At 44.7% G+C, this 15,496-nt stretch carries 13 protein-coding genes; all 13 read left to right on the forward strand.

Annotated elements, in window-relative coordinates; genetic code table 11:
- Positions 1-6 precede the first annotated feature (6 nt).
- The 13 genes from BLS14_RS04365 (at position 7) to BLS14_RS04425 (ending at position 15,381) form a co-directional block, all read left to right on the forward strand.
- Positions 7-1,761: a glycoside hydrolase family 2 protein gene (locus tag BLS14_RS04365; RefSeq protein ID WP_305367631.1), complete on the forward strand. Its 1,755-nt coding sequence runs from the start codon at positions 7-9 to the stop codon at positions 1,759-1,761.
- A gap of 56 nt (positions 1,762-1,817) precedes the next feature.
- A complete protein-coding gene (locus tag BLS14_RS04370; protein WP_090949715.1) occupies positions 1,818-3,218 on the forward strand; it encodes a family 43 glycosylhydrolase in 1,401 nt (466 codons plus the stop codon).
- A gap of 160 nt (positions 3,219-3,378) precedes the next feature.
- Positions 3,379-4,401 (forward strand): ATP-binding cassette domain-containing protein, encoded by a 1,023-nt coding sequence (locus BLS14_RS04375; RefSeq protein ID WP_090950213.1) that lies wholly within the window; start codon positions 3,379-3,381, stop codon positions 4,399-4,401.
- Positions 4,398-5,213 carry an ABC transporter permease gene (locus BLS14_RS04380; RefSeq protein ID WP_063565177.1) on the forward strand — a complete coding sequence of 272 codons (816 nt, stop codon included), beginning with the start codon at positions 4,398-4,400 and terminating at the stop codon, positions 5,211-5,213. Before BLS14_RS04375 ends, BLS14_RS04380 begins: the two co-directional genes overlap by 4 nt.
- A 132-nt stretch (positions 5,214-5,345) precedes the next feature.
- Positions 5,346-6,020, forward strand: a complete 675-nt coding sequence (locus tag BLS14_RS04385) for a response regulator transcription factor (protein ID WP_090806109.1) — start codon at positions 5,346-5,348, stop codon at positions 6,018-6,020.
- Positions 6,017-7,090 carry a sensor histidine kinase gene (locus BLS14_RS04390; RefSeq protein ID WP_079694323.1) on the forward strand — a complete coding sequence of 358 codons (1,074 nt, stop codon included), beginning with the start codon at positions 6,017-6,019 and terminating at the stop codon, positions 7,088-7,090. The genes BLS14_RS04385 and BLS14_RS04390 overlap by 4 nt, the downstream gene beginning before the upstream one ends.
- A 277-nt stretch (positions 7,091-7,367) precedes the next feature.
- Positions 7,368-7,982 (forward strand): hypothetical protein, encoded by a 615-nt coding sequence (locus BLS14_RS04395; protein ID WP_090949717.1) that lies wholly within the window; start codon positions 7,368-7,370, stop codon positions 7,980-7,982.
- 82 nt (positions 7,983-8,064) lie between these two features.
- Positions 8,065-8,739 carry a response regulator transcription factor gene (locus BLS14_RS04400; protein WP_063565174.1) on the forward strand — a complete coding sequence of 225 codons (675 nt, stop codon included), beginning with the start codon at positions 8,065-8,067 and terminating at the stop codon, positions 8,737-8,739.
- On the forward strand, positions 8,736-10,103 hold the full coding sequence (locus BLS14_RS04405) for a sensor histidine kinase (RefSeq protein ID WP_063565173.1): 1,368 nt from the start codon (positions 8,736-8,738) through the stop codon (positions 10,101-10,103). The genes BLS14_RS04400 and BLS14_RS04405 overlap by 4 nt, the downstream gene beginning before the upstream one ends.
- Before the next feature lie 226 nt (positions 10,104-10,329).
- Entirely contained in the window at positions 10,330-10,560 is a 231-nt protein-coding gene (locus tag BLS14_RS04410; RefSeq protein WP_063565172.1) for a hypothetical protein, read from the forward strand.
- 130 nt (positions 10,561-10,690) lie between these two features.
- Entirely contained in the window at positions 10,691-11,671 is a 981-nt protein-coding gene (locus tag BLS14_RS04415) for an alpha/beta fold hydrolase (RefSeq protein ID WP_063565171.1), read from the forward strand.
- A gap of 130 nt (positions 11,672-11,801) precedes the next feature.
- Positions 11,802-13,256, forward strand: a complete 1,455-nt coding sequence (locus tag BLS14_RS04420) for an alpha/beta hydrolase family protein (RefSeq protein ID WP_090949720.1) — start codon at positions 11,802-11,804, stop codon at positions 13,254-13,256.
- A 34-nt stretch (positions 13,257-13,290) separates the two neighbouring features.
- Positions 13,291-15,381 (forward strand): serine hydrolase domain-containing protein, encoded by a 2,091-nt coding sequence (locus tag BLS14_RS04425; RefSeq protein WP_090949722.1) that lies wholly within the window; start codon positions 13,291-13,293, stop codon positions 15,379-15,381.
- The last annotated feature ends 115 nt before the right edge of the window (positions 15,382-15,496 follow it).

The following is a 15,496-nucleotide window of genomic DNA, read 5'->3' on the forward strand; positions in this document are numbered from 1 at the left end:
TTACGTATGAATAAAGACAAGATGACATTAACACCACGCCCGGAATACCCTCGCCCTCAGTGGGTGCGTAACCATTGGATCAATCTGAACGGAACTTGGCAGTTCGAAATGGATCATGGCAAAAGTGGAAAAGAACGAGGTTATGAACAGTCCGAACATCATCTCTCTGGGACAATCACTGTTCCGTTCTGTCCAGAGAGTAAACTGTCCGGGGTGGCCTATACCGATTTTATGGCAGCAGTATGGTACAAACGGGAATTCTCTATCCCGGATGCCTGGATGAATGGGCGCATTTTGCTTCATTTTGGCGCTGTTGATTACGAAGCCGAGATCTGGGTCAATGGAAAAGCGGTTGGCAAACATCGGGGAGGCTATTCGCCATTCCATTTTGATATCACATCTCATGTTTCGTCAGGAACGAATATAGTCACGGTTTATGCGGAAGATGATGTGCGTTCTGGACTTCAGCCGCGAGGCAAGCAGAGCGAACGATTCCACTCACATGGCTGCGATTACACGCGGACGACCGGCATTTGGCAAACGGTGTGGCTGGAGCAAGTGCCAGAGATGTATCTCTCCGACATGAAAGTCGCAGCTGATCCGGATAATGCATGTGTGCACCTTGAAGTGAAAATATGCGGTAACGCTGCTGGAGGAGAGCTGGCTGCAACTGCCCACTTTGACGGCAAGAATGTTGGATCGGCAATGGCGGTTGTTCATGGACCTGCTGTGAAGCTTACCGTCCCATTATCCGAAATCCATTTATGGGAGCTGGGGAATGCCAAATTGTATGATCTGGAGTTGAAGCTGCATGGGCAGGATCAGACCATCGATACGGTAGACTCGTATTTCGGACTGCGGACGGTAAGGCTGGATGGCATGGCATTTCGTATCAATGAGAAGTCCGTTTTTCAGCGGCTTGTACTAGATCAGGGCTTTTACCCGGATGGCATCTACACGGCACCTAGCGACGAAGATCTGCGCAAGGACATCGAGATCTCCATGGGGCTTGGCTTTAATGGAGCGAGATTGCACGAAAAGATGTTTGAGCCACGTTTCCTATATTGGGCTGACCAGCTTGGCTACCTGGTATGGGGAGAACATGCCAACTGGGGACAGGATATTACAACGACCGAAAGCCTTGCCCGGTTCCTACCGGAATGGATGGAAGGTATGGAACGTGACTTTAATCATCCCTCGCTTATCGGCTGGTGTCCGTTCAACGAAACGTGGGATCGCGATGGAACCCGGCAGGATAACGACGTGCTGCGCATTGTCTATGAGATGACTAAACGTATGGACCCGACACGGCCTGTCATTGATACCAGCGGTAACTTTCATGTGGTGACGGATATCTTCGATTTGCATGACTATGATCAGAACCCGGATACGTTCCGGGCCAGATATGAATCGATGAAAAGCGGTGGGGAAGTATTTAATACCTTTCCAGAGCGGCAGACGTATGAAGGGCAGCCATATTTTATCAGTGAGTATGGCGGTATCTGGTGGAATCCGGATCAGCAAGATGAGAAAGCTTGGGGTTACGGGGACAGACCACAATCCGAAGAAGCTTTCATTGCACGTTATGAGGGACTAACCAATGTCCTGCTGGACCATCCGAAGATGTTCGGGTTTTGTTATACCCAGCTATATGATGTGGAACAGGAAGTGAATGGACTGTACACGTATGACCGCCGTCCGAAATTCGACCCGGAAACGATTCGTCGCATTAATTCCCGCAAGGCTGCCATCGAAGATTGAACGTTGCAGGTCAGGTACGCGCATGATTCATAATCCTATAGGGAGCGTGACTGTAGATGAAAATAATGAATTACAGGAACAAATTGTTGCTGGCCTTATGTGCATTTCTTATTTTCCCGATGGGACAGACGACGCATGCAGCGACCGTTCAGAATAATTTCTATAATGTCGTAATGCAGGATGGAGCTGATCCATGGGTCTACAAACACACTGAAGGATTCTATTATTTCACCAAAACAACAGGTGGTAACGTTACCATCTGGAAGTCAGCTCAATTAACAACCATTGATGCGGCTCCAACCACTGTGGTGAATACCGGCTGCTGCGGCATCTGGGCTCCGGAGCTTCATTACATCAACGGTGCATGGTACATCTATTATGCGAAGGATGATGGAGACAACGTCAATCACCGCATGTATGTCATGGAAAATACGTCAGCTGACCCGACACAGGGAACCTGGCAATACAAAGGGCAGATTACGGATCCCACCAACAAGTGGGCTATCGACGGGACGGTATTACAGGTAAACGGACAGCTCTACTTCATCTGGTCGGGCTGGGAAGCAGATACGAATGTAAGGCAGAATCTGTACATTGCCCATATGAGTAATCCCTGGACGATCGATTCAAATCGCGTGGAAATTGCACGACCAACCTACGCCTGGGAAACCAATCATTCCCCGAATGTAAATGAGGGACCGCAGGTGATCGTTCGAAACGGAGTTATCAGTCTAGTCTACTCGGCAAGTGGTAGTTGGACCAACGACTATTGTCTGGGGCTTATTACCGCTAACGCCTCAAGCAACTTGCTGAATCCGGCATCCTGGAGCAAGCGCAGTCAGCCTATCTTCCAATCGGGGAACGGCTTGTACGGTCCGGGTCATCATTCTTTTACGAAATCGCCTGACGGGACTGAGGACTGGATCATGTACCACACAGCGAAATCCAATAATTCCGGATGGAATCGTGAGATTCGCTTACAGAAGTTCACCTGGAATGCCGACAATACCCCGAATTTAGGTACACCGGTGAATCCCAACGTACCTATTGCTCTACCTTCGGGAGAAAAGTCAATCGTTCGATATGAAGGAGAAGAGGGAACCTTTGGTGGGATCGCTTATGCTTCCCAGAGTCCTTCTGGTTCAGGTGGCATGAAAGCTGGTCATATCGATACGGTGGATAGCTATGTAGAATTTAACGTCAATGCAGCAACTGCGGGCACATATATTCTCCTGGCGAGGACAGCGAATGGCACAGCAGGCAGCAACTGGTCCAACCTGCTGCTGAGTGTGAATGGAGGCACAGCCAGTCCTTTCTACATTACGAACAAGGGATGGGAGAACTGGGGACTGTCCACAGCGAGAGTTCAGCTAAAGGCTGGTGTGAACAAAATTCGTTTCTCCAAAGGTGAAGGATATGGAGAACTGGACTTCTTTGATATCAAACCTGCAAATTAGAGTATTATAATCCCATCCGAACCCTGCCGGTGTCCATTTGGACCTTGGCGGGGTTTTGTGATTTGAAATGGAAAACTTTCCGATTCCATTCATATTCAGTTCATAAAAGTACGATATTCTTCCCCTATAAACGATATGGGAGGAACCACAATTGACAAACATACAGCAAAGAGCAACAGGTACTGAACTTGGAGATTGGGCCATTGAGGCTGAGGGGCTTGTGAAAATTTTTGGAGATAAACGTGCAGTGGATGGTGTGAATCTGAACGTGAAGGCAGGTACGATCTATGGCGTACTGGGCCCGAATGGAGCAGGGAAAACAACAACCATTCGGATGCTGGGCACGCTGCTTCGGCCCGATGGAGGATCAGCCAAAATATTTGGACATGATGTGGTGAAGGAGTCACATATCGTACGCCAGCTAATTGGACTTACAGGACAATACGCATCCGTTGACGAGTCACTGAGTGCCAACGAAAATTTGATGATATTTTCACGGCTGCTGGGTCTTGGCCGCGCAGAAGCGAAACGCAAAACAGCCGATTTGCTCGAAGAGTTCGGCTTGACGGAGGCGGCGAAACGTCCAATCAAAGGGTTCTCCGGAGGCATGCGCCGCCGTCTCGATCTCGCAGCAAGCCTTATTGCTCAGCCGCCGCTGATCTTTTTGGACGAACCGACAACTGGACTTGACCCACGGACACGTGCACAGATGTGGAATACGATTCGCCAGTTGGTCAAGACTGGTTCAACCGTGCTTCTTACAACACAATATCTTGATGAAGCGGATCAACTGGCCGACCGTGTTGCCGTAATTGATCAGGGCCATGTTGTGGCCGAAGGTACGGTGGATGATTTGAAAGCCTCCGTTGGCACTGCATCACTTCAACTGCGCATCCAGGAACCGACACGGATTGAACACGCCCGTCAGATTGTGGAGCAGATCCTTCGAACAGAAACCAGCGTATCAGCAGAAGCAGGAAAGATTACTGCACCGATGGCGAATGCGAATATTGCAGCAGATCTGCTGATTGCCTTTCGTTCCGCAGGCATTGATCTGGCAGAGATGAGTGTCCAGAAACCTACACTTGATGAAGTATTCCTCACCATTACGGGTCAAGATGCGAGTGGCAATGCGTCTCATACGTCTCAAGAATCAAAAGCAGTGGAGGAGTTGCAAGTATGAACAGTACAATAGCGAAACAAAATCCAAGCCGTAAGCTGAGAAAATACACAAGCTTTGGGCAAACCGTCCGGAATTCCTTAACGATGGCTTATCGCGGGATATTGAAGGTTAGACGAACACCAGAGCAATTATTCGATGTTACCCTACAGCCGATCATTTTCACATTGATGTTTACGTACATTTTTGGTGGTGCGATCTCGGGAAATATTCAAGCTTATTTGTTGGTCATTATTCCGGGTATACTTGTGCAGACGGTAATTACAAGCTCCGTCGTTACTGGTGTGCAATTGCGTGAGGATATGGATAAAGGGGTATTCGACCGATTCAAATCATTGCCTATAGCACGTATTGCGCCACTGGCCGGAGCATTGCTGGCAGACACGATACGCTATACCATTGCAACGTTCCTTACCTTTACGATTGGATATTTATTGGGATATAGCCCTGCAGGTGGATTGGGTCATGTTGCCTTGGCAGGATTGCTAGTTATTATTTGCGCTTGGGCCATCAGTTGGATTTTTGCTTTTCTTGGTGTTATTGCACGTACAGCATCCAGTGTACAAGGGATTTCCATGCTCGTATTGTTTCCGCTCACCTTTGCTTCAAACGCTTTCGTTCCGGTAGATACGATGCCGAATTGGCTTCAGTGGGTAGTTAATGTCAATCCGATATCCCATTTGGTTTCAGCTGTACGCGAATTGGCGAATCAAGGGACAATGGGCACAGATCTGGTGACCAGCCTTGCCGGAGCAGCGGTTATTGTAGCCATTTTTGCACCATTGACAGTGCGAGCATATATGCGCAGAACGTAATTGGAAATCATCAAATATTGTTAAACAAGTGTAGCGTGTCAGGAAAGAGATGTTATGCCTTCATGGTATAAGGTCTTTTTCTTGACAGAATGTGGAGTATAAGGCAAGGTTGAAAAAATGGAGGTGGTCACTTTGACAAGCGTATTGGTCGTTGATGACGACCCGCATATCCGAGAGCTGGTAGGACATTTTTTACAGCAGGAGGGTTTGCACGTAATCGAGGCTGTTGACGGTTTGGATGCACTGCGATTACTCGCTGACCATAAGGTAGATCTGGTTGTTCTCGATATTATGATGCCAGGCATGGACGGATGGGAACTATGCCGCCAGTTGCGGCAGCAGACGGATCTGCCGCTCCTGATGTTAACGGCCAAAGGGGAAACCTCGCAGATCATCAAAGGATTTACCCTGGGGACGGATGATTATCTGGTGAAGCCTTTTGATCCGCTGGTGCTGGTTGCTCGGGTGAAGGCTTTATTGAAGCGATATCGGATTATGACTTCACAAGTGATCCTGCTTGGTGAACTGGTCCTGCGGGGTGATACGTTTGAGTGCAAGAAAGGTGATCAGGATATTGTGTTGCCACGCAAGGAATTTGAACTGCTATTCACCCTTGCGAGTTACCCTGGCAAAACCTTTACCCGTGATCAGTTAATCGAAAAGATCTGGGGGTATGATTACGAAGGGGACGAGAGAACGATTGATGTGCATATCAAGCGACTTCGTGAACGGTTTCCGGAGGAAGAGCATGCTTTCGTCATTCGTACTATGCGGGGTTTGGGCTATCGCCTAGAGGTAAGGCAATGAAGCAGGAGGGTGGATTTCTTCATGTTTCCAGAAACGTCATTCTGGTATCTCTGGCCCTGTTTGCCTGCTGGACAGCAGCTTTCTACCTTACGAGATATGTGTATTCCTTTGTCCCATGGGAACCGCATGAATTGCTTGCTTTTCTGATTAATGCCATGCTGGGGTTCATTTTTTTTGGATTATGCATTACAATGATCGGTCCGCTGGTTAAAGGCAGGCAATATGAATTTTTTAATGAGATGATTCAGGCTTTGAAAAGCATTTCCCGGGGGGATTTTCGTGTGAATCTGGATGCGGAATTTGCCAATAGAAACGGGAGACAGAGAAATCCCCATCCGTTTGTGCAGTTGGTTGAAAGCATCAATGACATGGCGGCAAATCTCAAAGCGATGGAAGATTTGCGTCAGGAATTCATCTCCAATGTATCACATGAGATCGGATCGCCGCTCACGTCAATCAGCGGTTTCGCCAGGGCGCTGAAAAATAAAGATATGGATCAGGAAAAACGGGAAAAGTATCTGACGATCATTGAGACGGAATGTGTTCGTTTGTCCAGACTGAGTGATAATTTAATGAAGCTCGCCGTTCTGGATTCATCCGAGCATGCATCACATAAAACATCTTACCGCTTGGATCGGCAGCTGGTGACTCTGATTCTGGCCTGCGAACCCCAATGGGATGACAAAAAAATTGATATGAACGTAGAGCTGGAAGAAGTTGAAATCTTTGCTGATGAGGACTTGATGATTCAGTTGTGGATTAACCTTATTCATAATGCAATCAAGTTCACGCCAGAAGGCGGAAAAATTGATGTTTTCCTTACACAAAGTGATGGCAAGGTCAGTGTACGTATTTCTGACAGTGGACCCGGCATCACCAAGCAGGATCAGCTTCGCATATTCGAACGGTTTTACAAAGCGGATCAATCCCGCACACGTGCCTTGGGTGGCAGTGGACTGGGCCTCTCCATCGTGCATAAAATTGTGGAGATGCATGAGGGTACTGTCTCCGTGTTCAGTGAACCAGGAGCAGGTGCGACATTTATTGTACAGCTACCTGTCCATTTATAATAATAAAAAGGGTAATCGATGGATGTTGTCCGTCAATTACCCTTTTTATTTCAATTAATTCGGCTGTTATTGTATTGTACAAAATAAGGTATATAAGCGATAATTTGCAGGGTAGCTAATACATAAAGGCCGTAAGGAGTGAGCAATTCTGCTGATATCTCCCACTCAACAACAGCGTCTGATTGACGTGGTGAAATCATTCCCGATACAACCCAAGTACTCCAAAGCACAGCTGCTGATTAATGAGCTGAAATTAAGCTCTTCAGGAGAGGTGGAGATGTTCTATTCCCCACATAATGAATATATCAATGCAGCCGCAAAAGTCATGCTTGTGGGCATCACACCAGGTTGGCAGCAAATGGAGATTGCTTATAGAACGGCTATCCAAGCTTTGAAAGCACACAAATCATATGAGCAAGCCTGTAAAGAAGCCAAAATAGCGGCAAGAATGGCCGGCTCTATGCGTACCAATTTGATTTTAATGCTCCAGGAAATAGGCTTGCATGAATATATAAGAGTGCCCCATGTACAAAGGTTATTTGAAGCAGACTGTACATTGTTACATACAACTTCTCTGATTCGATATCCAGTCTTGGTGAATAAGCAAAATTACAATGGACATCAGCCTTCCATTCCTCAAAGTGAATTTTTGTATCAAGCTGTACTTGAGTCATTTCTGCCTGAATTGGAACAGTTAAAGCATCCTCTTATTATTCCATTAGGAAAGTCGGTGGAGGCTGTACTACATCAATTGCTTGATGAACATCGGGTAGATGAAGAGAAGATTTTATGGGGATTTCCTCATCCATCTGGTGCCAATGGCTCTCGTGTGAAACAGTTTCTTCATACCAAGTCGGGGATGCAGAACATTCTGAGGGAATGGCGAGATTAAACTTCTTACTTGCTTTTTACAAATTCAATAATAGTATAATGATTACGACTACATGACATGGAAACAGGAAAAGAGGAAACAAATGCCTACAATACTGGTTGCTGACGATGATCCGAATATTCGTGAACTCGTCTGTTTATTTTTGAGAAATGACGGATTTGAAACGGCTGAAGCTGCGGATGGCAAGGAGGCACTGACCGTTTACGGCTCAACACATGTCGATCTTGTTGTGCTTGATATCATGATGCCTGTCATGGATGGCTGGACGTTATGTAAGGAGCTGCGAAGAGCCAATCCTGATCTTCCGCTGCTCATGCTGACGGCGAGAGGTGAGACCTGGGAAAAGGTGAAAGGATTCGAACTGGGGACCGATGATTATCTAACGAAACCGTTTGATCCGTTGGAGCTCACGGCTCGCGTCCGAGCATTACTCAAACGATACAAAATCGGCTCCACACAGACGATCCATTTCGGCAACGTCATCCTGGATCGACAAACCTACAAGGTGACGAGCGGAACAGAGTCGCTTACGTTGCCGCTGAAGGAGTTCGAATTGCTCTATAAACTCGCTGGAACACCCGGACAAGTCTATACACGTGAGCAATTGATCGATCAAATCTGGGGTATTGATTACGCCGGTGATGATCGAACGATAGACGTACATATTAAACGCCTGCGTGAACGGTTCGCATCAACACCCGATTTTCGGATCGAAACGGTGCGAGGCCTGGGGTACCGGCTTGAGGTTTACGAATGATTAGATCGTTATATATTCGTGTGGTCCTGACATTTCTGGTTTCCGTCATCGCCGGCACGGTCATTTCTTTTTTCATGTCCACGATGATATTCGAAGATCAATTGAATGAAAATGCTCAAATTAACATACGTAACTTCGGCCAAGATGTCGTGCAGATTTACAAGACCCTTCCATTAAGTGAAGCAGAATCGTTTGTTAGTGAAATGAAGCTACTGAATTCATATCATATTCGAATTTACGATGCAACGGGTCAGTTCCAGTCGTATGGAAAGCTTAACGGACATAAATCGGCCGCGGTGACGAAAGAGCAACTAAAGAAAGTGTTAGATGGAGGCGTAGTCCAGGACAATCCGAACGGTATTGCTACAGTTCTTTTAGGGTTGCCGGTGAAAACGGAAGTGGGAACGAAAGCAATGTTTTTGGAGACGCTCGCTCCACCTTCTTCCTCGTTTGTCGTCAAATGGGCTTCGATCTTTGCAACCTGTTCATTGGTTGCAGGAAGTATTATCATTCTGATTGCTTCCATATTCTTGGTTAGACCGATTAAAAAACTGACAAAAGCAACGAAGCGGATCGCTGCTGGAGATTTTAACGTCAAGCTGAATATCAAGCAAACCGGAGAACTGGGCACACTGGCGCGCAGCTTCGAAGAAATGATGCATGATTTGCAGCAGTTGGAACAGATGCGCAGGGAATTTGTAACGAATGTGTCGCACGAGGTTCAATCTCCGCTGACTTCGATATCCGGTTATGCTCAAGCACTGAAACAAGTAAACCTCTCAGAGCAAGAACGAAGCCGATATCTTGAGATTATTATCGCCGAGGCGAAGCGGATGTCCAAAATGAGTGATAATCTGCTCAAGTTGAGTATGCTTGAATCACAGTCACAGCAACCGCGACTTAGCACACTCAGCCTGGATGAACAGATCAGGCGGGTTATTGTAACTCTCCAGCCACAATGGTCTGCTCGCAACATTCACTTTGAGCTTGATCTCCAAGGCGTTAAAGTCTTGGCTGATCACGATCAGTTGAACCAGGTATGGACGAATATTCTCAGCAACGGTATCAAATTTTCCAAGGATGGCGGCGTAATTCACGTCAGCACCAAGCAGGATATCAAGAACGTGACTATTCGAATCTCCGACACAGGTATCGGTATCCCTCTTGAAGACCAGAAGCGTATATTCGAACGATTTTTCAAGTCGGATCGTTCTCACAGTCGCAAGTATGACGGCAGTGGTATGGGGCTTGCTATTGTTAAACAGATTGTATCGCTTCATCAAGGGGATATTAGAGTAGAAAGTGAACCTGGTCAGGGAACAACCTTTATTGTCACGTTGCCAATCACTCCACCAACGGAGTAGTTAGGCTTACAGGATAAGGTGGATGTATAGAATATTCATCCGATTGTCTAAATCGTATGTTCAGGCCACGTTTCACATGCAAGCTTCTTTGCATGTGAAACGTGGCTTTTTTTGTTAGTTCATAATTCGTTCATATTGTCGTCATGATGAGGACATCTTGGTTGGTTAGGCTTGATTTAACGGCTTGTTACGGCCATTAAACAGATGAGAACAGGAGCAGATGAGTGTGACACATGAAACAGAGAAGAAACAGTGGGGCGTTCCCTGTGAATCTCCTCTTCTTTTCTTTATTCAAAAGAATCATCCGGCAACAGACAGGTGGATCCCTGAGCACGAGAAGTTAATAAAGGATTCTGTACATGGTGAAGTGGTACTGCTGGAGGCAAATCATTATTTGTATCGTTCCCATGCCAAAGAAATTGCTGAAAAATTCAGAGGATTTATGACGTCCCAGTAAATATTAATTTATTTAGTTGTTCATATTCAGTTCATATTGACGTCACGGGGAGTACATTTTCATTGGTTAAGATTACATCAGTAGCACAGAAGAAAGCCGAACAAACAGTTCAAGACAGGAGAAGATGAGAGTGACACAACCAGAGGAAAAGAAAGCGAAGAATGGCTCGAGGGCCAAAAAGGTAAGAAACAATATACTTAAAGTACTAGGAGCAATCGTAATCGTCATTGTTCTGTTTCTAGGTATTGTTTATATCACGAATGTGATCAGTACCAATTCAGAGGCGAAAAAGATAGAGACTTACGGCCAGCACGTATCTGTAGACGGGAAAAATATGAATGTGTTAATTCAAGGCGAAGGCAAGGAAACGATCGTGCTTCTGCCAGGTTATGGAACAGCTGCGCCAGCGCTTGATTTTAAGCTGCTCATCGATGAGCTATCTCCATATTACAAAGTTGTGGCGGTTGAACCTTTCGGTTATGGATTAAGTGATGGAACTGAAAAAGAACGAACCGCAGAAAATATCGTAACTGAAGTTCATGAAGCTTTACAACAGCTTAACATTAACCAGTATATCCTCATGGGCCACTCCATTGCAGGCATTTACGGCATTGAGTATGTGAACAAATATCCAAACGAGGTGACTGCATTTGTCGGAATCGACAGCAGTGTTTCAACACAACCGGGTATGGATGCCAAATTACCTACAAAAATGTTCGGATTCCTTAAAAAATCAGGTCTCCAAAGACTAGTAGTCAAATTTGGTGGTGACCCTTATGCTGGACTCGCATTTGATGAGCACACCGTAGAGCAGATGAAAATGCTGTCGAATAAAAACTCGAATAGTTCCACGATGTTAAATGAGATGGACCATATTGCTTCCAATTTTAAAGATGCTCAAGGTTTAACCTTCCCCAAAGACCTTCCACTTCTTCTCTTTATTCAAGCGAATAATGAAGGTGTAAAAGGTTGGATACCTTTGCATGAAGGTCAGATCAAAGATTCGGTACACGGAAAAGTAATCACAATGGATGGCGAACATTATTTACACCATACGTTATTTAAAGAAATAGCTGAGGACTTTAGAGCATTCATGAACGAAGCAAAGTAAATATCCTGTATAAGTCTACTCGAGATTTTACAGATGTGTATAAATGAATATGAAAAAACCGTCCTGTGGGGCGGTTTTTCCATAGTATATCCAATTCGGCCGATGTCCGTGATGAAAGAGAGGAATTCAAATGAGATTATTTGAAATACTTTTAGTTTTATCCTGTTTCGCTTTACTGGTAGATCTATTGTTTATTAAAAGAAGTGTAAAGAAAATAGGCTTGGGTTTGGGTATAGGAAGTAGCGTTATATTATTAGTTCAATTATTTGTTGAGGGATACAGATGGCAGCTGCTTTTGGTATATATCATGACGGCGCTATTCATACTCATCGTTTTATTCAGACATTCCGAAAAGATGGTGAATCTAAAAATAGGGAAGTTCTTGAAATATAGTTTATCTTCCCTAATCGTCATTCTGCTGGTTGTTTCTACTGCCTTGTCTGTATACCTACCTGTTTTTAATTTGCCGAAGCCGGATGGTCCAGAGAAAGTGGGTACTCAAACATTTCATCTTACAGACCAGAATAGAGCTGAAGTCTTAACTGAAGATCAAAGCGACAAGAGGGAGTTAATGGTCCAATTCTGGTATCCTACTGAGAACATGAATAACAACAAGCGTGACACGCTGTTTCCAAATGATAAAGAAATGTTCAAAACGTATATTCAGAGCTTCTCTGCTTCTTTAAAACTGCCCGAATTTTTGCTCGACTACTTGAAGTATAGTCAAACCAACTCTTATGAAAATGTAGAAATATTACCTTCCACAAGTCCTTATCCCGTGGTACTGCTATCTCATGGTATGGGAACCAGTAGAGTTCTACAAGCATCACAGGCCGAGAATCTTGCCAGTCATGGTTTTATCGTGGTCACAATCGATCATACGTACAGCACCTTTGCTACCCTTTTTCCGGATGGCCGTGTAACGGGCTATACAACAAAAATGACAACCATAGATGACCGCAGTGAAGTTGGGGATATATGGACAAAAGACGTTGAGTTTGTTATCGATCAAATCGAAAAGTTAAATTCAGGTGTAATTGAAAGTCAATTTAAAGGGAAGATCGATTTAAATAACATAGGCGCGATGGGACATTCTTTTGGGGGAGCAACGGCGTTTAATGCAACGTATTTAGATCAACGAATCAAGGCCGGGGTTAATATGGATGGGTCACTGAATGAAGTAGAAGATAGAGATGATATAAACAAGCCGTTTATGTTTATCAGATCGGGAAATTTTGAAGACTGGTTAGCCAATTTTGAAAGTGATAGAAATTCGGATGACGAAGTAACTAAGTTTCTTTCAGATGAGCTGCACATTATGAAAACGGTTATCAATCAGGGGGGGGATGTGATTTATATAGAAGGAACCCAGCACTTCAATTTCACGGATCTTCAATTCTATTCGGAGCTGATTAAACTGTCCGGAATTACAGGAGACATCAATGGTAAAAGAGGGTCAAACATCGTAAATCAATATGTACTTGATTTCTTTAATAAGCAATTGAAAGGATCGGGCGGAACTCTAATTCAGGGGCCGAGCGACTTGTATCCAGAGGTGAAATTTATAGATCCAAAAGAACTCTAATCAACCAAAACATTTAAATCAGGAGATGATGTGAATGGGACGACAAAAGGGAAAACGAACTTCAATCACCGCCTTAACTCTGGCGTTAATGATGTTATCTCCAATGTCAGTACTGGCCGCACCAGCTACGAGTAACAACAGCGATCTGACGTATGAACCAACCAAGAAAACAGTAGCGGAGAAAGCCAAGATCCTTACCGAGACGTACGGTACGACCAGTGTACAATATGCATTAATCGATGGTGGAGAGATTGTGGTGTCCGGTCAAACGGGCAAAAACGATATCAATAACAAGGTGCCTCTTACTTCGAACACGATCTATGGCATTGGTTCAACCAGTAAAATGGTACTTACCACTGCTGTAATGAAACTGGTTGACGATGGCAAGATGGATTTGGATGTGCCTGTTGTGAACTATATCCCTGACTTTAAAATGAAAGATAATCGCTACAAACAACTCACACCACGCATGCTATTAAATCATTCTTCCGGTCTGCTGGGCAGCACTGGCAGCAATGCTACATTGTACGGAGATAATGATACGAATTCACATGATACGTTTCTAGATCAATTGGCGAATCAAAACCTGAAAGCCGATCCAGGAGAATACTCCGTATATTGTAACGATGGTTTTACATTAGCGGAGATTCTAGTCGAAAGAGTTAGTGGCATGGGCTTTACTGCTTTTATACACAAGTATATTACAGAGCCTCTGGACATGAATCATACCAAAACACCACAGGATGTGGTTGGGCCAGCAGAAATGGCGGGAATCTATTCTCCTTTATATGAAGGCCAGCTTCCACAAGAGAATTATAATATCATCGCTACTGGAGGTATTTATTCTACCGCTGAAGATCTTGTGAAATTTTCACAAATCTTCACGGGAGAGGTCGAAGGTATTCTTTCCAGTAAGTCGGTAGAAGCCATGGCGCAAGAAGAATACAAAAGAGGCATGTGGCCAGAGGACAGCGATTCATCTATTTCGTACGGGTTAGGTTGGGATAGTGTGAACTTATACCCATTCAGTGAATACGGCATCAAGGCCGTTACGAAAGGTGGAGATACCATATCGTATCACTCATCATTAATCGTACTGCCGGAATACAATCTAGCTGCAGCCGTTACCTCATCCGGTGGGACGAGTGCCAAAGATCAGTTTATTGCAAGTGAATTATTACTCAGCGCACTTGAGGAAAAGGGTATTATTACAGAACGGAAGCCAGAAAAGTCATTTGGGGTGCCAGTAAAAGCAGATATACCTAAAGAAATATCCGCGTATGCAGGTATGTATGGCGCCAATAATTCGGTTAAGAAGATCGAAATGAATCATGCTGGACAAATGACTGTATCCACACTCGCAGCTCCGAGTGATTCGGCTCAAAAATACACATATACAGCTGATGGTACTTTTGTTAACGATAAAGGCACAGAAAAGTTGAAATTCGTTACGGAGAAGAATGGAAGTACTTATCTGTGGTCTCGATCTTATATATCCTTGCCAGGACTTGGGCAGTTGGCTTTCTCAGAATATACAGCGGAGAAGCTGGAAGCCAATGAATTATCCCAGGATGTTACCGCCTCGTGGGAAAAGCGTGAAGGTAAAAGATATTACGTGGTGAATCAGAAATATACATCAACGGTTTATCTCCATTCATCACCAATCATTCCTATTCATTCGAATAAAGAGACACCAGGGTATATGTCTAATAATAAGATTATTGGAGCAAACGAAGCAGTCACTGAGCTGCAAATCCCTGGCATGGCTGGACGTGATACAAAGGAAATTTATTTCTCCAAAAAGAACGGAGTGGAGTACATTACAGCTGTAGGTAGCGTATTCGCAAGTGAGGAAATTGTACAACCACTCTATTCCGGTAAACAATCCGCTACAACCATTCAAGCAGATGGATATGCAAAATGGTTTTCGGTACCCGCATCTGTGAAAGGAAAAGTTATGACGGTTAAGATGCCTGCAAATGGAGCCTTTGCCGTATATGACCAGACGGGTATTTGTATTAATCACACCGTGGTCAGCGGTAAGAATGAGGTTGTCTTACCCAAAAACGGCCGTATTGTATTTGCAGGTGAGGTCGGTTCCACATTTGAAATTTCATTGAAATAGACAAAGTCTTTATCCCCTTTAAGTGTCTACTTAAAGGGGATATTTTTATGACGTAAAAAGGAAGGATCAAGGATCGTGAATCATCATGTACTCAAATTATTTTGCCTATTCATAC

Origin of the sequence: Paenibacillus sp. OK060 (genome assembly GCF_900101205.1) — a bacterium.
GTDB classification, from domain to species: Bacteria; Bacillota; Bacilli; order Paenibacillales; family Paenibacillaceae; genus Paenibacillus; species Paenibacillus marchantiae.

What these genes read in the sequence shown, in the direction of transcription:
- BLS14_RS04380 (WP_063565177.1), top strand. Translation starts at nt 4,398, where the DNA reads ATGAACAGTACAATAGCGAAACAAAATCCAAGCCGTAAGCTGAGAAAA.
- BLS14_RS04400 (WP_063565174.1), top strand. Translation starts at nt 8,065, where the DNA reads ATGCCTACAATACTGGTTGCTGACGATGATCCGAATATTCGTGAACTC.
- BLS14_RS04390 (WP_079694323.1), top strand. Translation starts at nt 6,017, where the DNA reads ATGAAGCAGGAGGGTGGATTTCTTCATGTTTCCAGAAACGTCATTCTG.
- BLS14_RS04425 (WP_090949722.1), top strand. Translation starts at nt 13,291, where the DNA reads ATGGGACGACAAAAGGGAAAACGAACTTCAATCACCGCCTTAACTCTG.
- BLS14_RS04405 (WP_063565173.1), top strand. Translation starts at nt 8,736, where the DNA reads ATGATTAGATCGTTATATATTCGTGTGGTCCTGACATTTCTGGTTTCC.
- BLS14_RS04395 (WP_090949717.1), top strand. Translation starts at nt 7,368, where the DNA reads ATGTTCTATTCCCCACATAATGAATATATCAATGCAGCCGCAAAAGTC.
- BLS14_RS04365 (WP_305367631.1), top strand. Translation starts at nt 7, where the DNA reads ATGAATAAAGACAAGATGACATTAACACCACGCCCGGAATACCCTCGC.
- BLS14_RS04370 (WP_090949715.1), top strand. Translation starts at nt 1,818, where the DNA reads ATGAAAATAATGAATTACAGGAACAAATTGTTGCTGGCCTTATGTGCA.
- BLS14_RS04420 (WP_090949720.1), top strand. Translation starts at nt 11,802, where the DNA reads ATGAGATTATTTGAAATACTTTTAGTTTTATCCTGTTTCGCTTTACTG.